The sequence below is a fragment of the Nitrosomonas sp. genome, from assembly GCF_040256045.1.
In the GTDB taxonomy this organism is placed as follows: Bacteria; Pseudomonadota; Gammaproteobacteria; order Burkholderiales; family Nitrosomonadaceae; genus Nitrosomonas.
Genome location: NZ_JBDZWD010000024.1, coordinates 16,646 through 33,884, shown reverse-complemented (window position 1 = coordinate 33,884; position 17,239 = coordinate 16,646). Strand labels below are relative to the sequence as shown.

The window sequence follows — 17,239 nt, the reverse complement described above, 5'->3', positions numbered from 1 at the left end:
TTACCTTACCAAACCTTTCGCCCTGCCGGAACTGGAAGCCCGTATCGAAGCCCTGCTTCGCCGTGCTGCCGGCGGGCAGGTACGGTTGACTCACGGGCCGCTCGAATTTGATCTGGATGGCCATGTCATATCAATCAATGGCAAACCCGCTGATTTCTCCGTACGAGAAATGATGGTGCTTGAAGTATTGATGCAGCGGACCGGGCAGGTTGTGATCAAAACGCGTCTTGCCCAGAAAATCAGTAATTGGGATGATGAAATCGGAGTCAATACAATCGAGGTCTATATCCACCGGCTACGCAAGAAACTGGAACCATGGGGGATACGCATCCGGACTATCCACGGACTTGGCTATCTGCTGGAACCCTATGCCGGAGTTTGAACATCTGTCTCTGCGACAACGGCTTCTACTCTGGCTGCTGCCCCCCATCATACTGCTGACTGGTATCTGGATAGGTGTTGCCTACGCAATCATCCTGCATTTCACCAATCTGGCTTATGACCGGGCACTGGAAGACACGGTCCAGACCCTGGCCAGCCAGGTTCATATCGAGCCGGATCCAGTCGAAATCAATCTGCCACCAACTGCTCGCCGTATGCTGGAGTTTGATCAGGTAGATACGATTTATTTCAGCGTATCGGATGAGCATGGATATCAGCTGGTCGGTAACCATGGGCTGCCACCCAATCCAGATGATGATAAGGCACCAGGAGAAACCTGGTTCTACAATGATGTGATCGATGGAAAACATCTGTGCCTGGTAGAGTACACGATTCCTAACCCGCATACCGGTGAAGCAATTCATGTCCGGGTAGCCGAAACATTGAACAAGCGCAAAATCCTTTCACGGGAAGTACTGACTTACTATATGCTGGCGCCCCAGTTACTCTTTCTCTCCGGTATCGGGCTGCTTGTCTGGTACGGTATCGGTCGCGGTATTGCCCCTCTGAGCCGTATTCGTGATGCCATCGCCCAACGCACCCATGAAGACTTGAGTCCATTGATCGAAACCGGGCTGCCTGCAGAAGTCCGTGAACAGGTACATGTCATCAATGGCCTGATGGCGCGCCTGGGACGAACGATTGCAGCCCAGCGACGCTTCATCGCCGATGCGACTCATCAGTTACGTACCCCGATCACTGTACTCCGAACCCAGATCGAACTTGCGCTGCGAGCCGATCCGAATGACTTGCACACTTTTATCGCAAAGCTCGATGCGACCTCGGCTCGCCTTTCCCGCCTGACAAATCAGTTACTCAACCTGAATCGCGCAGAAGCCGGCCTGACGGGCGCAGCGGAATTTGCCAGTCTGGCAGTCGATGAATGGATCGAAGATGTCGTTGCCGAACATGTGCCAATGGCACTGGATAAGGCCATCGAAGTCAGCGTCGATATTGCGGAAGCCATACCGGCAATACGCGGTGATCGACAACTTCTCTCCGAAATGCTGGCCAATCTGATCGATAATGCCATCCGCTATACGCCCGCAGGAGGAAGAATCAAAGTTGACGTACGACAGGGGAGAGAAAATATCATCCTGACTATTACAGATAACGGACCAGGTATTCCGCAATCAGAGAAGCAACATGTTCTGAAACGTTTCTATCGGGGAACCGAAACCGGCGCTTTCGTCGGAAGCGGCCTAGGGCTGACAATTGCCCATGAAATCCTGGTACTGCATGGTGGACGAATCGAACTTGCTGCCGTATCGAAAGAAAATTCCGGATTACGCGTAATGGTCGAAATTCCTATAGCCATAGCGATTCTTCGATGATAAAAATATAATTATGACGAGAAAACGCAACTGATGGAAACAAGCCGGCAATTTCAAAAAAATGTCTTTACTACCATCAGAATTTGATAAGAAAGTCAGGTCAAATCGAAATACTGGAATCAGGCGAGGAAAAGCTGATATGCAGGATTGTCATTTTCATCCCAGGAGCTGTAACCCAGCTTATCGAGAAACTCCCTGAATTTCTGCTTATCTTCCGGCGGGACTTGTATGCCTATCAGCACACGACCGAAATCAGCACCATGATTACGATAATGAAACAGGCTGATGTTCCAGTGGTCGCTCATATGATTCAGAAAATTCATGAGTGCACCCGGACGATCAGGGAATTCGAAGCGATACAAGATTTCATGCCTGACTTCTCTACTGCGCCCGCCCACCATATGACGGATATGCAGCTTGGCCATTTCATTATCGGTCATGTCTTCGGTTTTCAAACCGTTCTCCTGCAGAATCTGGATCAAATGTAGCGATTCCTCACGATTTCTCACCGATACGCCAACAAAGACATGCGCCATCTCAGGGTCCGCATAGCGGTAATTGAATTCAGTGATATTGCGAGCACCCAGCAGATTGCAGAATTTCTTGAAGCTGCCCGGTTTTTCGGGAATCGTGACCGCAAGGATGGCTTCACGCTGTTCCCCAAGCTCTGCCCGTTCGGACACATGGCGCAAGCGGTCAAAATTCATGTTCGCGCCAGAGGCAATTGCAACCAAGACCTCGTGCAACAAATTCTTTTGTTTGACGTATGCCTTCAACCCGGCAACCGAAAGTGCTCCCGAAGGTTCCACGATGGAGCGTGTATCTTCAAAAATATCCTTGATCGCTGCACAAATAGCGTCCGAGTCCACCAGAATGATCTCATCCACCAGCTCACGACACAGCCGGAAGGTTTCCTCGCCTACCAGGCGGACAGCCACGCCATCCGCAAACAGCCCCACCTGGGAAAGTTCAACACGATAACCTGCCTGCAAGGAGCGATACATGGCGTTTGAATCAACCGGTTCAACTCCAATCACCTTGATATCCGGCCGCAGCCGTTTCACATATGCGGCAATGCCTGAAATCAGCCCTCCGCCACCGATCGGTACAAAAATTGCATGAATCCTGCCCGGATGCTGGCGCAGAATTTCCATGGCAATCGTGCCCTGTCCGGCAATTACATCAGGATCGTCGTAAGGATGGATGAATTCAGCTTCTTTTTCTTCGGCGAGATTCCGGGCATATTCGTAGGCATCGTTATAAGAATCCCCTTGCAACAGCACGGCTGCGCCCATTGCCATCACCGCATTGATTTTGATTTGCGGCGTGGTAGCCGGCATTACGATGGTGGCAGAGCAACCCAGCTTTTGTGCGGCCAGTGCTACACCCTGTGCATGATTACCCGCTGAAGCAGCCACTACGCCCTGTTGCAGTACATCCGGAGATAGTCTGGCCATTTTGTTATAGGCACCGCGCAGCTTGAAGGAAAAAACTCGCTGCATGTCCTCTCTTTTGAGCAGTACGCGGTTATGGATACGAGCAGATAATGACGGAGCGAAATCAAGGGGTGTCTCGCTGGCAACGTCATAGACATGCGCGGTCAGTATCCTTTCGAGATAATCATTTACCATGATGAAGTGGAAAAAACCGGGAGTATGACAGCACTGAGTGAGAAGTCAGTTTCAGAGCTGGCATCAAATTCTGAAGAATCGCGGAGTCTGTAGTAATCGCGCGTCACACGTTTATCGCAGTCCGCGAGCAAGATCGGCCTTGAGGTCATCCGGTGATTCCAGACCTACCGCGATACGCAGCAAACCATCCCTGATTCCGGCAGCTTCGCGTGCTTCCTGACTGATTCGTCCGTGAGTCGTGGTAGCAGGATGCGTCAGTGTACTTTTGGTATCGCCAAGATTGGCTGTAATCGACATCAGCCGGGCGGCATCGACAACACGCCAAGCAGCTTCCTTGCCGCCTTTTACCTCGAACGAAACGATACCCCCTCCTGTTTTCTGCTGGTGCATTGCAAGCTTGTGCTGCGGATGTGATGGCAGGCCGGGATAAAACACACGCTCCACCCGGGGATGGGTTTCCAGCCAGCGTGCCACTTCCAGAGCATGATCAGAATGCGCCTTTACTCTGAGACTCAATGTTTCCATCCCTTTCAGGATGACCCAGGCATTGAATGCACTGATGCTCGGGCCAGCAGTTCGCAGAAAACTGAATATGCCGCTGTCCATAAGTAAATCACGTTTTCCCAGGATGGCGCCTCCCAGCACTCTGCCCTGCCCATCCAGATATTTTGTTGCCGAATGAATCACCAGATCTGCACCTAACTTGAGTGGCTGCTGTATGATCGGTGTACAGAAACAATTATCCACTGCCAGCCACACACCAGCTCGTTTAGCTATTTCTGCCAGTGCAGCGATATCGGAAATTTCAGTCAGCGGATTGGAAGGTGTCTCCAGGAAAAACAGCCTGGTATCGGATCTGACTGCAGCCTGCCATTCGGCAGGGTCTGTCGCTGAAACAAATGTCGTTTGAATACCGAAGCGGCTGAGAATATTGTTGAACAGGCTGACGGTAGACCCAAACAGACTGCGCGAAGCAACGATATGATCCCCGGCGGACAGCAGACCCATGACACTGGTGAGAATTGCAGACATACCGGAAGCAGTAGCAATACAGGCTTCTGCACCCTCCAGAACAGCCAGTCTTTCCTGCATTGCAGTCACGGTCGGGTTAGTGAAACGCGAATAGATATTCCCGGGTTCTTGTCCGGAAAAACGTGCTGCAGCCTGGGCAGCACTGTCAAATACAAAACTCGAAGTCAGATAAAGTGATTCTGAATGTTCATTGAATTGACTGCGGTGAACACCGGTATGAATGGCCAGCGTTTCCGGATCCAGATCGTTCGTCATGATTGTTTTTCTATGATTAATCTGTTGATAACAAAGCTAAATCAAGCTGAGTGGTACGCTCACCCTGAGACAGGCCGAGATTGTTACGTTGTGATTCTATTCTGCAGAGATATTCCTGAGTGACATTGCCTGCGATGTATTGTCCGTCAAAACAGGAAGTTTCAAAATTTCTGATTCGTGGATCGATCTGAGTGATTGCCTGCCTGAGTGCGTCCAGATTCTGATAAACCAGATAATCCGCATCGATTTCACGACATATTTCCTCATCGGTTCGATTTGTTGCAATCAACTCTTGACGAGTTGGCATATCGATACCGTAAACATTCGGGAAACGTACCGGTGGTGCTGCCGAAGCAAAGTAAACATTATTGGCACCGGCTTCACGCGCCATCTGGACGATTTCCCGGCTGGTAGTTCCGCGCACGATGGAATCATCGACCAGCAGAATATTTTTACCACGAAATTCTATTTCGATCGCATTCAGCTTCTGCCTGACTGATTTCCGGCGTTGTTGCTGACCTGGCATAATGAAGGTTCTGCCCACATAACGATTCTTGACAAATCCTTCCCTGAAACTGATCCCAAGGCGGTTGGCAAGCTGCATGGCACTTGGGCGACTTGATTCCGGAATTGGAATCACGACATCGATATCGAGATGTCGCATGGAAGTACTGATCTTGTCTGCCAGATTGATACCCATGTTGAGACGAGTCTCATAAACAGAGATCCCATCCAGCATCGAATCAGGCCGGGCGAGATAAACATACTCAAAAATACAGGGATTCAAGCTTGTTTGAACAGCGCACTGATGGCTGTAGAAATGCCCTTCCATATCGATAAAAACAGCTTCCCCGGGGGCAACATCGCGGATGAGACGAAAACCAAGCGTATCCAAGGCAACACTCTCAGAAGCCACCATGTATTCGGTACCCGCATCCGTTTCTACTTCACCGAACACCAGCGGCCTGATTCCGTAGGGATCACGGAATGCGAGCAGACCATAGCCTGCAATCATGGCAATAACAGCGTAGGCACCCTGGCAGCGTTCGTGTACACCGGCTACCGCCGAGAAAATCTCAGCCGGGTCAAGTTGATAGCCGATAGCACGTTCTTGCAACTCGTGCGCCAGTACATTCAGTAATACTTCTGAATCGGAATGTGTATTAACGTGACGCCGATCCGCAAGAAACAGTTCCTGATTGAGGGTTTCCGCGTTGGTCAGATTGCCATTGTGAGCCAATACGATACCAAACGGGGAATTTACGTAAAAAGGCTGTGCCTCGGCAGGAGAAGTCGAAGACCCTGTCGTGGGATAGCGCACATGGCCGATCCCCATATACCCTGGCAACGCACGCATATCCCGGGTCCGAAAAACATCCCGTACCAGACCGAGACCTTTATGCATGTGAAAGCTGTTACCTTGTGCAGTAACGATACCGGCAGCATCCTGACCACGATGCTGCAGCATCAACAGACCATCATAAAGCAACTGATTGGCGGGCGACCGGGCTACCACGCCTAAAATTCCACACATAGCGAACTCGCTGAAAAAAGTGGATTATAAAACTTCCTGCAACTGATTGCCTGTATCCGTATGAGTCACGAGATACGCATTTTATTCTGTCACGCCATGAATTTTAGCTGCCTCTGCCAAAATCAATGAGATTCCTGAAATCTTGGGGTAACCAGGGAATGATATCTGCTGTCATTACTTCCAGAGGTTCGCTCAGTGCCGCCTCTTGCCAGAATGGCTGTTGCGGCAGTGGCGTAAAACTGGCAGCCGTTATCAGAAACAATACGATCACCAGCCCGCGAATCATTCCGAACAGAGCCCCCAGCATTCTGTCTATTAGACCGAGCCCTACTCCCTTCACTAGCGCAGACAGCAGTTTGGACGCTAGCATCGTTATCAGGAGAACGATGAAAAATGTCACACTGAATGCGACCAGCATGCGTATGGATTCGTTCTCTACCATACCTGCCAGCAAAAGTGCCATATTGACTGAATAACGGCTGGCGGCAAAGAATGCAATGATCCAGGCAAGGAGCGACACTATTTCATGTACCAGACCGCGCGTAATGCTCAACAAAGCTGAGAAAGATATGATTCCGATAACAATGTAATCAAAAACGGTCATTTACTCGTCACGACACCGCTCAAACCGGTCTTTTTTAAGCGTTCATGCTCTGCTTCGGCAGCTTCTCGTGTGGCAAACGGGCCGATACGCACGCGAGTCATTTCACTGTTGCCGACTTTGATCGTCTCGGTATATGCCCTGATTCCGTTTTCAACAAGATTCTGCTGTTGCTGCTTTGCTTTAGAAACATCAGAAAATGCACCCAGTTGTATGACAAACGCACCGTTCTGTACTTTCACATTATTACTGACAGGCGCCTTTTCCTGCACAACCGGAGTCGGAGCAGATTTAACAAATGGTGGCTTTTTCGCTGGAACCGGTATTCCACTCGCACTTCCCCTGCCTGGTTTATCATTTTCGATTTTCCCAGAGTACTCGGAGTCACTGAAAGGTAACGGTTTATCCGGATCAGGCATAATCTCTGCTTCATCAGTGGGTGGAACATTTTCCGGCGTCATCCAGGGATAGGTTTCCGTTGTAAGTTCTTCGGAAGGAATCTGGATATCGATCTCCTGCTGTTCCTGCTGGGGAGCATCATCAAGAATCATGGGCAGGAAAACAACCGACAGAATTACAAACGTAACGGCACCGATAAAGCGCCTTCTGGCTCGCTTCCTCAGGAGAATTTCTTCTTCACTGACATTTTTGATCATTTTTGATTATCCGCTCATCTTTAAGAATCTGATTCGCTCAAACTCGTCATCACCGGGCTAACAGTATGAAACGACCCGAATACACATATTCTATCATTATCACTGGCATGTTCACGTGCATACACGTAGGCATTCTGCACATTCGTGAACGTATGCAGAATATTCTGCCGTTCAACACCGGCCTCCTCGAGTGCCTGTAAAACTTCGTTCGCTGATGCACCCCTCGCTACATCCAGATCCGAGACCAGCCAGTAACTCACGTTGTTTTTCAGGGCTCGAAGCGTGCCAGCCATATCCTTATCTTTCAGCATCCCTACCACCGCATAAGTATGTCCTTTTACCGGCAGGATTTCCAGATTGGCTGACAGCCTGCAAGCTGCTGCCGGATTATGTGCCACGTCCAGAATAATCACGGGCCGTGCCGAAATCATTTGAAATCTGCCCGCCAGAGTAACTTCGGCCAATCCGCGACGGATAACATCCATTGGAACAGGGAATGACTCTTCCAGAACTTCCAGTGCAGCCAGAACCGCACTCGCGTTTTGCAGTTGACAACCTCCCCTGAGGGCCGGTAGCGGTAAACTGTAACGGCGTCCGGATATACCCTGATAGCGCCATTGTAGATGATCTGCGGTATAGCTAAAAGCTTCATTGATGCAGTAAAGTCTGGCGTTCGTGGCTCGCATCTTTTCACGAAGATTGCCGGGAATATCCGGCTCAGCACAGATCGCCGGTTTGTCGGCCCGGAAAATACCGATCTTCTCCTGACCGATGGCTTCCCGTGTCGATCCAAGGTAATCCGTATGATCCAGATCAATACTGGTCAGTATCGCACAGTCAGTATCGAACACATTGACTGCATCTAAGCGCCCACCCAACCCGACTTCCAGGATGGCCACATCCACATGCGATCGCAGGAATATCAGCATGGCAGCCAGGGTACCGAATTCAAAATAGGTCAGCGTAGTCCGAACCGATTCACGTGCAGATTCAATTTCAGCAAATATCTCACACAGGGCCTCATCGGTGATTTCATGTCGATCGACCCGTATCCGCTCGTTGTAACACAGCAAGTGCGGTGAGGTATAACACCCTACCCGGTAGGATGCGCAACCGAGTATCGACTCAAGCATCGCACAGACAGAGCCTTTGCCATTTGTACCGGCAATGGTAATAACGGGAAATTCCGGCTTCAATTCCAAGGCATCCCTTACTTTCTTCACCCGTTCCAAGCCCATATCGATCGTTTTTGGGTGAAGCTTTTCGAGATAGCTCAACCAATTTTCCAGGGTCGTGGGCTGGATATCAATCATTGATCTGAATGAGAAGAAGTAAAGAAGGTACTGCCAGTAACTATTGATTTCAGAATAACCTGGATCGATCTGTTACTGGACTAATAGTGAATAGTAGCAGCAATCAGAAATCTGCAGGTATAACCTGTAATACAGGGGTCGGGGTTCGCATCAGTAATGTGCAGAGATTTGCCAGCCGGTCACGTATTTCGCGACGATCGATGATCAAATCTATCGCACCATGCGCCAACAGAAACTCTGCTCGCTGAAAACCTTCAGGTAATATTTGGCGTACGGTTTGCTCGATAACGCGCGGTCCGGCAAAGCCGATCAGTGCCCTGGGTTCGGCAATCACGACATCACCGATAAACGCAAAGCTGGCTGAAACTCCGCCCATCGTGGGATCTGTCAGCACAGAAATAAAAGGCAGCCGCTCTTTGCTCAACTGCTCCAGTGCCGCAGTTGTCTTCGCCATTTGCATCAGCGAAAACAAACCTTCCTGCATACGAGCTCCTCCGCTTGCGCTGAAACAAATGAAAGGCAAGTGATGTGTGACACAGGCTTTTACAGCACGAACGAAACGTTCACCCACCACAGACCCCATGGATCCACCCATAAAGCCAAATTCGAAAACTGCAGCAACAACCGGAACTGATTTGATGTTGCCACGCATGGCCACCAGTGAATCAGTCTCACCAGTAGCTTCATATGCATCACTCAGCCTGTCCGTATAGCGTTTGCTGTCACGAAATTTCAGGGGATCCTGCGGAATGATATCGGTACCGATATCATGACGATCTTGGGGATCCAGTAATAATTCGAGACGTTTGCGAGCTGAAATGCGATTATGGTGACCACATTTTGGACAGACATTAAGATTTTTTGCCAGATCGGTGCAATAAAGTACAGCTTCGCAACTGGCACATTTACTCCACAAACCTTCGGGAACGGCCTTTTTCTCACCGTTCTCCTTACGTTTTATTTTGGGTGGGATAATGCTTTCAAACCAGCTCATACATCACTTCTCCGTAACAGAAGAATGATCGGATTTTGCATCGATTGCACGTCGCAAAGACTCTACCAAGGCCCCCACGTTCGCCAATAAATCCGCCGCTGGCGAACGTTCGATCTCTTCCACGATACGGCTGCCTATGACTACTGCATCAGCCTGTTCCGCAATACGCTGTGCTGTTTGTTCATCTCGTATACCAAAACCCACTCCGATCGGAACACTGATGTACGAACGAAGTTGCGACAGTTTGTCGCCAACCTCATGCGAATCAAGGTGCGAGGCACCTGTGACTCCCTTCAGAGAAACATAATAGACGTATCCACTGGCAAGCTCCGCAACCTGCCTGATGCGTGACTCCGGTGTCGTAGGGGACAACAGGAAAATTGGATCGATATTCTGCTTTTTCAAATAGCGCACCCATTCAGCACACTCTTCTGGTGGATAATCGACGACTAGGACACCATCGACTCCAGCGTGGCTGGCTGCCTGCACAAAATCTTTATAGCTCATAGCCTCGATCGGATTGGCATAACCCATGAGGACCACCGGTGTGCTCTGATCGGTTTTTCTGAACTCGGCCACGATGGAAAATACATCTTTCAGACTGATGTGATGTTTCAATGCACGCTCTGAAGAACGCTGTATGGTTGGCCCATCCGCCATGGGATCAGAAAAGGGTACGCCCAGTTCGATCAGATCCACTCCGGCTTGCGTCAACCGGTGCATCAGCGCCACTGTCGTAGTTGCGTCAGGATCACCCGCCGTAATGAAAGGAATGAGCGCAGCTCTATTCTGTGATTTGAGCCGGGAAAAGACAGATTGGATACGATTCATTTGACAGATGACCAGAAAAATTCAGGCAGGATAAGGTTCATGGGTTGCCCAGTTAGAGGGAAATACCTGACTGCTGTGCTACCGTTACCATATCCTTGTCTCCACGGCCGGACAGATTGACCAGGAGCAACTGCTCTTTATTGAGCGTTGGTGCAAGTTTGGCGGCGTAAGCCAAGGCATGACTGGATTCCAGTGCAGGAATGATGCCCTCGAATCGGCAAAGCGCATGAAATGCAGTCAGTGCTTCCTCATCCGTCACAGCCACATACTCGGCACGGCCACAATCCTTGAGCCATGCATGCTCCGGACCTACACCGGGATAATCCAAGCCGGCAGAAATTGAATGTGTCTCGATGATCTGACCATTCTCATCTTGTATCAGATAAGTACGATTACCATGCAATACACCTGGCCTGCCCGTTACCAGTGTGGCGGCATGCTCATGTGTATCGACCCCTTTACCAGCAGCTTCCACGCCGATCATCCGGACATTTTCTTCATCAATATAGGGGTAGAACAGGCCAATGGCGTTGGACCCTCCTCCCACACATGCGATCAGGGCATCCGACTGTCTGCCATACTCTTCCTGCATCTGTTGCCTGGCTTCATTTCCAATGATTGCCTGAAAATCTCTGACCATCATTGGATAAGGATGTGGCCCTGCCACCGTTCCAATGATGTAGTAAGTGTTACTCACGTTGGTAACCCAGTCACGCATGGCTTCATTCAATGCATCCTTGAGTGTGCACGAACCCGAATCGACCGGAATAACCGTGGCTCCGAGCAACTTCATGCGATAAACGTTGGTGGCCTGCCGTTTGACATCCTCGGAACCCATGTATACGACGCATTCCATTCCGTACCGGGCAGCAACGGTGGCACTGGCCACTCCATGCTGACCGGCACCCGTTTCAGCGATGATACGGCCTTTGCCCATGCGCCTTGCAAGCAGAGCCTGGCCCACGGTATTGTTTACCTTGTGAGCGCCTGTGTGATTGAGGTCTTCACGTTTCAGCAGGATTTGTGCACCTCCCAGATGTTCTGACCAGCGTTTGGCATGGTAAATGGGACTGGGACGACCTACATAGTGTTTGAGCTCATGAAAAAACTCTGCCTGAAATTCGGCATCATCACGATAATATTCATACTGCTTACACAGCTCATCCAGGGCGGAAATCAGGGTTTCAGCCACGAACGTACCGCCATACGGGCCAAAATGACCACGCTTATCAGGAAGATCGTACATCTTCACAGGACCTCACTTTTTGCATGAAAGCAGAAATTTTGTTCACATCCTTGATACCTTTGGCGACCTCGACACCACTCGAAACATCGATTGCTGACGGATGTGTCTGTCCGATGGCATCGGTGATATTGCCGGAATGAAGTCCGCCGGACAGTATCCATGGCAGCGACAACTCTGCGGGAATAAGTTTCCAATCGAACACATGGCCAGTCCCTCCTGGTATCCCTGCTGTATAAGTATCCAGCAATAATCCCTTGGCTCCCGTGTAATGTTGCGCGTATTGTAGCAAATCCAGCCCGTCCCGGACACGAACAGCTTTGATATACGGCAGATGAAACCGGCTGCAGAAATCGGCAGATTCATCCCCATGAAACTGCAGGAGATCAAGTCCGGCAACAGCACGGGTTTCCTCCACCCACGATTTATCAGGGTTAACATATACGCCTACCGCCTGTACGAACGGGGGTAGACATTTCACGATCCGGCGCGCTTCTTCAGGCAAAATATATCGTTCACTCTGCGGCCATAAAATGAAGCCGATGGCATCCGCACCATGTTGCACGGCGGCTAGGGCATCTTCCAAACGGGTAATACCGCATATTTTTACACGGATGCGCACTCAATCTCCTTTTGACATCCTCTGCCCAGATTCTCTGGATGGTCATGCTCTGAATACGTTCTATATGATATCCAGCGGCCGGGTAACGTTAAAAACGGGTAAATTCCATCTGGCATCGTATCGGACACCAGACAGGTATAGCCCATCCGGCGAAAATGTTGGTGCGGCCAGTGTACGGTCACGTTTTTCCAGGAGTATCTGCATCCATTCCGGGGAATATTTTCCTCGGCCGACATAAACCAATCCTCCGAGAATGTTTCGAACCATGTGATGCAGAAATGCATTGGCACAGAATTCAAAAATGAAAAGTTGCTGATGTTGACTGATATTCAGACTGGTAAGTTGCCGTACAGCAGTTCTCGACTGACACTCCGATGAACGAAATGCACTGAAATCGTGTTTGCCAATCAGCAGCTTTGCTGCTACCTGCATTTTCTCAAGATCAAGCGGGTAATGAACCCACCCGATTTTTCCGTGATGAACGCCAGGGCGAGCGGGGCGACTCAACAGATAATATAAATAGGTACGCTCGGTTGCACTAAAACGGGCATGAAAATCATCACTGACTTCCGACGCTTCCAATATTGAGATATCATCCGGCAAAAGTGCATTGGTTCCTCTGACCCAGGCACTCAAAGGCCGTTGTACAAGAGTTTCAAAATGTACTACTTGGCACAATGCATGCACACCTGCATCCGTCCTCCCTGCTGCAACAATCTGTATCTGCGTGCCTGCAACCCCTGATAGGGCACCTTCCAATTGGCTCTGTACAGAAAGGCAACCGAGTTGTTTTTGCCAGCCACAATAACTATGGCCATCATATTCCACCGCCAAAACGATTTTCACGAAAAAATACTTTATTCTTTTCGGGTGATCTCACCGTTATCCTGATTCAAAGAGATAGAAAATCACCTGACCAGAACAGTTGATATTAGAACCCCTTCAGATTAAAAAAGAACTGTATTTTTCTGAACTGCCGGAAATGTTTCCGGTATTCGCGGCAGGCTGGATGTTCAACTTATTTGATCCAACATGGAACGAGCTGTTGATCGTTGTTCACCATCACCTTCACGCAGCACTTCTTCAAGAATTTCCCTGGCTCCTTCCCTGTCATCCATTTCAAGGTAAGCTTTGGCCAGATCAAGTTTGGTCGCAACTTCTTGCCATTGCATTTCCTCAGTTTCAGAATATTCACCGGATTGAGATTTCGTGTCAGGCTTATCTCCCAGATCAAGATCAATGTTCGCCAGACTGGAGCCTAAATCCGATAATTCATTCGCCACGCGCGGCTCCGGTTCCTGAGCTTCCGTGTCAGCCGGGAGATTCAGATTAAAATTGATCTGATGCTCATCATGCAATGAAGCAAATTCTTCAACAGTATCCTGTTGCTGCACTGAATCAGGTTTACGCTCCAGATCAGTATCAGTGGCCGTGAAAATCCACTGTTCACCTATATCATCTTTATCATTTTCCCCGGTTTCAACGATGGTTTCTTGCTTGTATTCAGTCTGATCAGGCTCTTCCGTATCAATTTTGATCTCGTAACCTAATTCATCCAGTTCGTTAAATGTCGCATCATCTTCTTCCTGAATTTGGTCGGCTGAATCATCCAGAAAAGAATCTTCCGTGATCTTCTCACCCTGCCTGCTTCCAAAAAACAACCCCGGATCGACATCAGTGTGATCGTCAGTCGAGCTGGAATTTTCCATTATTATCGGGCCAGCAGCCTGTTGGGTCGATCCAATCGTGCTTTCCGAACTTTCCAGATTTTCCGAACCAGATGGCATAGTCTCAGTCATTGCTGACGTTTCTGAACCACTATCCTTCTCATTAAAATTATATAGATCTTCCTCAGCGTTCAGATCCTCTGCTTGCGCTTTTCTGCGACGAACCACCGATGCTCCGAAAGCAATCGTCAGCAATGCCGCCAGGCTACCAATAACCCATTCGCTGTTCTCCATCGCAGACTCGACCAGTGTATCCATCAGAGCAGGCTCCTCTGATACAGGATCGGCTGGTTTGAGAGGTTTGGCCGATGACACCGAATTAACCGGTTGTACAGGAATGGTAACAGGCAATACCGGTTTTTCCGGAGACCGAATAGCAGATTCAGAAGTCTCAGCCATGGTTCCAGCCTGCTCAGTCGTCACGGGAACTGGTTGCAAACCAGATATAAGTTGGGTTTGATCTGGTTCAATCTGAATCTTATTTCCGGAAGCTTCTTCTTTCAACTCCAACAGACGCTGTAACTTGGCGACATTCTGTTCCAGAATAGCCACCCGCTCATTCGCTTCACGCAATGCCCGCTCTTTCGCAATCGCATCTTCTTCCATCATATGTAAATAGTTCTGAGCAGTCTTGCTTTCAGCATTTTTGACGGATGAATGATCGTCGTTCAGCAACTCTCCTTTCGAAAGAATCAACACCTCTTCAGATTTACTCGATCCTGCAACAGAAGCATCGTCAGAAACAGTTATAATTTTTCCTGACTGAGATTGTTTCAGTTTACCCCTCTCCGGCGCACTGTCAGCCAAATCTGCAATTCTCTGACGGTAACTGTTCCAGCTTTCTTTCTGTACCGCTACTTCACGAGCAGCTTCTCTGGCAGTGACGGACGATATTTCGTTTTCGTTAGGAATACGCAGAATGACGCCCACTCTGAGCAGATTCATGTTCTTTTCAAGAAAAGCATCCCTGTTCGCACGATACAACGCAACCAGCATATGATTGAGACTGACACCGTCAGGGGATACCTGTCTTGCAATTCTGCTCAAAGTATCCCCCTGAATAACCGGACCGTAGGTATTCCCGGTCTGAACGGCTGGTCTTTCCTGAGAAGGCGGTAGTTGCTTTTCTGTTCTAAGGGAAGACTGCATTTCCCTGGGTGCAGTCGCAACAGAATCTTCTGCCTGATTGTCGGCTGATTGTATAACCGACACTGCAGTGGCCGATTTCTGAGTTTCGGCCGGATCGAGCAGAACGTTGTACTCACGTAGCATACGCCCGGAGGATGAGTGAAGCTCAATCAGCAATTTAAGAAAGGGCTCGTTGATCGCCTGCGATGAAACTACACGAACATAGGGTTGCCCATCCGTTCGTTTTTCCATAACTACAGATAAAGTTGCATGGTATGGAGCAAGGTTGATACCTGCTTTCTGAAAAATTTTGGTTGAAGCAAGCCTGGCAGATAGTGTATTGATTTCTTTATCAGTTACAGATTCCAGAGCGATCTCCGCCTTGAGGGGCTGACCAAGATATGAGCTCACGGTCAGCTTCCCCAGGCCAGCTGCCTGCACGACCCAGGCGGACATGAGCACACCTGCCAAAAATGCTTTGTATAAAACGCAAGGAGATATATCCCTAACACTGCAATTCATTATCTTCACCCGAATACCCCTCGACATTATCTGAGCATTATGATTCAAAAACCGCAAAAGCAGCAGATGTTACAGAGAAATGTCATCACATTTCTCTGTTGCTGCAACGCTCAAAATCAGGAACGATTTGAAATATTTTATGCAGCCTGATCTTCGACCAGAATACGCAACATTCGGCGCAATGGTTCGGCTGCGCCCCATAATAACTGATCTCCCACCGTAAAAACAGAGAGATATTCGCCTCCCATATTCAATTTGCGTATGCGGCCAACATGAATATCGAGCTTCCCGGTAACTGCAACTGGAGTAAGTTCTCTGGTAGTGGCTTCTCTTTCATTAGGAATCACATGAACCCATTTATTGGATGCTGCGATGACTTCCTCGATCTTTTCCAGTGGAATATCCTTCTTCAGTTTGACTGTCAATGCCTGACTGTGACAGCGCATCGCTCCAACCCGTACACAGATCCCGTCGACCGGTACCGGTTCATCGCCGTGCCCGAGAATTTTATTGGTCTCAGCCTGTCCTTTCCATTCCTCCCGACTCTGGCCATGTGCAACCTCGCGATCAATCCATGGGATAAGGCTCCCAGCCAATGGAACACCGAAATTCTGAGCGGGAAATTCTTTGTCACGCAATTTTTCAGCAACCTTGCGATCAATATCCAATATATTGGAGGCAGGGTTTTCCAGTAAATCTTTTGCAACATCGTGAGTTTCTCCCATTTGCTGCAGCAGTTCACGCATATTTTGCGCGCCTGCTCCTGATGCCGCCTGATACGTCATGATACTTGCCCACTCAACCATGTCCTGGTCGAACAACCCACCAACGGCCATCAGCATCAGACTGACCGTGCAATTACCTCCGATATAATTTTTGACACCCTTGTTCAACGCATCATCGATCACCGAACGATTGACGGGATCAAGAATGATAATTGCATCATCACTCATCCTGAGCGTAGAAGCGGCATCGATCCAATACCCCTGCCAGCCGGATTCACGCAGCTTTTTAAAAACGTCGCTGGTATAATCTCCCCCCTGACAGGATATGAGGATATCCATTTCCCGCAAGGCTGCGATATCGTAAGCATCCTTGAGCAATCCTGCTTCCCGGCCGATATCCGGCCCTTTCTCACCTGCTTGTGAAGTTGAAAAAAATACAGGCTCGATCAATGAGAAATCATTTTCCTCACGCATTCGCTGCATAAGAACAGAGCCCACCATACCGCGCCAGCCCACAAATCCGACTCGTTTCATGTAATTCACTCAGCCTTTTACAAGATAGTTTTAATGTTACGCTATTCCTGACAGCTTACTATCCGGCATACCATCAAAGAATCAGAAAAAAACGGTAAAACCGGGCGATAAACAGA

At 49.2% G+C, this 17,239-nt stretch carries 15 protein-coding genes; 2 read left to right on the top strand and 13 right to left on the bottom strand.

The window, feature by feature from the left end; all coding sequences use genetic code 11:
* Both ABUL11_RS06380 and ABUL11_RS06375 read left to right on the top strand, forming a co-directional pair.
* A partial coding sequence (locus ABUL11_RS06380; RefSeq protein WP_350283028.1) for a winged helix-turn-helix domain-containing protein occupies window positions 1–382 on the top strand: 382 nt, incomplete at its 5' end.
* Window positions 369–1,775, top strand: coding sequence for a sensor histidine kinase (locus ABUL11_RS06375; RefSeq protein WP_350283027.1), 1,407 nt, complete (start codon window positions 369–371; stop codon window positions 1,773–1,775). The genes ABUL11_RS06380 and ABUL11_RS06375, both read left to right, overlap by 14 nt.
* A 119-nt stretch (window positions 1,776–1,894) precedes the next feature.
* Here the strand turns inward: ABUL11_RS06375 and ilvA are convergent, their stop codons facing one another.
* From ilvA to asd, 13 genes are all read right to left on the bottom strand, one after another.
* A complete protein-coding gene (ilvA, locus tag ABUL11_RS06370; RefSeq protein WP_350283026.1) occupies window positions 1,895–3,406 on the bottom strand; it encodes a threonine ammonia-lyase, biosynthetic in 1,512 nt (503 codons plus the stop codon).
* Window positions 3,407–3,517: 111 nt separating this feature from the next.
* The gene (locus tag ABUL11_RS06365; protein ID WP_350283025.1) at window positions 3,518–4,693 is read right to left on the bottom strand and encodes an O-succinylhomoserine sulfhydrylase; all 1,176 of its coding nucleotides are present in this window, start codon (window positions 4,691–4,693) and stop codon (window positions 3,518–3,520) included.
* Window positions 4,694–4,709: 16 nt separating this feature from the next.
* Window positions 4,710–6,227 carry an amidophosphoribosyltransferase gene (purF, locus tag ABUL11_RS06360; RefSeq protein ID WP_350283024.1) on the bottom strand — a complete coding sequence of 506 codons (1,518 nt, stop codon included), beginning with the start codon at window positions 6,225–6,227 and terminating at the stop codon, window positions 4,710–4,712.
* 103 nt (window positions 6,228–6,330) lie between these two features.
* Window positions 6,331–6,831: a CvpA family protein gene (locus ABUL11_RS06355; protein ID WP_350283023.1), complete on the bottom strand. Its 501-nt coding sequence runs from the start codon at window positions 6,829–6,831 to the stop codon at window positions 6,331–6,333.
* On the bottom strand, window positions 6,828–7,484 hold the full coding sequence (locus ABUL11_RS06350) for an SPOR domain-containing protein (RefSeq protein ID WP_350283022.1): 657 nt from the start codon (window positions 7,482–7,484) through the stop codon (window positions 6,828–6,830). Before ABUL11_RS06350 ends, ABUL11_RS06355 begins: the two co-directional genes overlap by 4 nt.
* 20 nt (window positions 7,485–7,504) lie before the next feature.
* Complete coding sequence (folC, locus tag ABUL11_RS06345; protein WP_350283021.1) at window positions 7,505–8,797, bottom strand: bifunctional tetrahydrofolate synthase/dihydrofolate synthase; 1,293 nt, start codon at window positions 8,795–8,797, stop codon at window positions 7,505–7,507.
* A 103-nt stretch (window positions 8,798–8,900) separates the two neighbouring features.
* Window positions 8,901–9,791 carry an acetyl-CoA carboxylase, carboxyltransferase subunit beta gene (accD, locus tag ABUL11_RS06340; protein WP_350283020.1) on the bottom strand — a complete coding sequence of 297 codons (891 nt, stop codon included), beginning with the start codon at window positions 9,789–9,791 and terminating at the stop codon, window positions 8,901–8,903.
* A gap of 3 nt (window positions 9,792–9,794) precedes the next feature.
* Window positions 9,795–10,622 carry a tryptophan synthase subunit alpha gene (gene trpA / locus ABUL11_RS06335; RefSeq protein ID WP_350283019.1) on the bottom strand — a complete coding sequence of 276 codons (828 nt, stop codon included), beginning with the start codon at window positions 10,620–10,622 and terminating at the stop codon, window positions 9,795–9,797.
* A 52-nt stretch (window positions 10,623–10,674) separates the two neighbouring features.
* On the bottom strand, window positions 10,675–11,874 hold the full coding sequence (gene trpB, locus ABUL11_RS06330; RefSeq protein ID WP_350283018.1) for a tryptophan synthase subunit beta: 1,200 nt from the start codon (window positions 11,872–11,874) through the stop codon (window positions 10,675–10,677).
* Window positions 11,852–12,487 carry a phosphoribosylanthranilate isomerase gene (locus ABUL11_RS06325; protein ID WP_350283017.1) on the bottom strand — a complete coding sequence of 212 codons (636 nt, stop codon included), beginning with the start codon at window positions 12,485–12,487 and terminating at the stop codon, window positions 11,852–11,854. The genes trpB and ABUL11_RS06325 overlap by 23 nt, the downstream gene beginning before the upstream one ends.
* Window positions 12,488–12,547: 60 nt before the next feature.
* Complete coding sequence (truA, locus tag ABUL11_RS06320) at window positions 12,548–13,333, bottom strand: tRNA pseudouridine(38-40) synthase TruA (protein WP_350283016.1); 786 nt, start codon at window positions 13,331–13,333, stop codon at window positions 12,548–12,550.
* A gap of 167 nt (window positions 13,334–13,500) precedes the next feature.
* Complete coding sequence (locus tag ABUL11_RS06315; RefSeq protein WP_350283015.1) at window positions 13,501–15,798, bottom strand: motility hub landmark protein FimV; 2,298 nt, start codon at window positions 15,796–15,798, stop codon at window positions 13,501–13,503.
* Window positions 15,799–16,001: 203 nt separating this feature from the next.
* A complete protein-coding gene (gene asd / locus ABUL11_RS06310; protein ID WP_350283014.1) occupies window positions 16,002–17,123 on the bottom strand; it encodes an aspartate-semialdehyde dehydrogenase in 1,122 nt (373 codons plus the stop codon).
* Between the last annotated feature and the right edge of the window lie 116 nt (window positions 17,124–17,239).

Coding starts and splice junctions, on each gene's coding strand:
- ABUL11_RS06375 (WP_350283027.1), top strand. CDS start 369: ATGCCGGAGTTTGAACATCTGTCTCTGCGACAACGGCTTCTACTCTGG.
- ilvA (WP_350283026.1), bottom strand. CDS start 3,406: ATGGTAAATGATTATCTCGAAAGGATACTGACCGCGCATGTCTATGAC.
- ABUL11_RS06365 (WP_350283025.1), bottom strand. CDS start 4,693: ATGACGAACGATCTGGATCCGGAAACGCTGGCCATTCATACCGGTGTT.
- purF (WP_350283024.1), bottom strand. CDS start 6,227: ATGTGTGGAATTTTAGGCGTGGTAGCCCGGTCGCCCGCCAATCAGTTG.
- ABUL11_RS06355 (WP_350283023.1), bottom strand. CDS start 6,831: ATGACCGTTTTTGATTACATTGTTATCGGAATCATATCTTTCTCAGCT.
- ABUL11_RS06350 (WP_350283022.1), bottom strand. CDS start 7,484: ATGATCAAAAATGTCAGTGAAGAAGAAATTCTCCTGAGGAAGCGAGCC.
- folC (WP_350283021.1), bottom strand. CDS start 8,797: ATGATTGATATCCAGCCCACGACCCTGGAAAATTGGTTGAGCTATCTC.
- accD (WP_350283020.1), bottom strand. CDS start 9,791: ATGAGCTGGTTTGAAAGCATTATCCCACCCAAAATAAAACGTAAGGAG.
- trpA (WP_350283019.1), bottom strand. CDS start 10,622: ATGAATCGTATCCAATCTGTCTTTTCCCGGCTCAAATCACAGAATAGA.
- ABUL11_RS06315 (WP_350283015.1), bottom strand. CDS start 15,798: ATGTCCGCCTGGGTCGTGCAGGCAGCTGGCCTGGGGAAGCTGACCGTG.
- asd (WP_350283014.1), bottom strand. CDS start 17,123: ATGAAACGAGTCGGATTTGTGGGCTGGCGCGGTATGGTGGGCTCTGTT.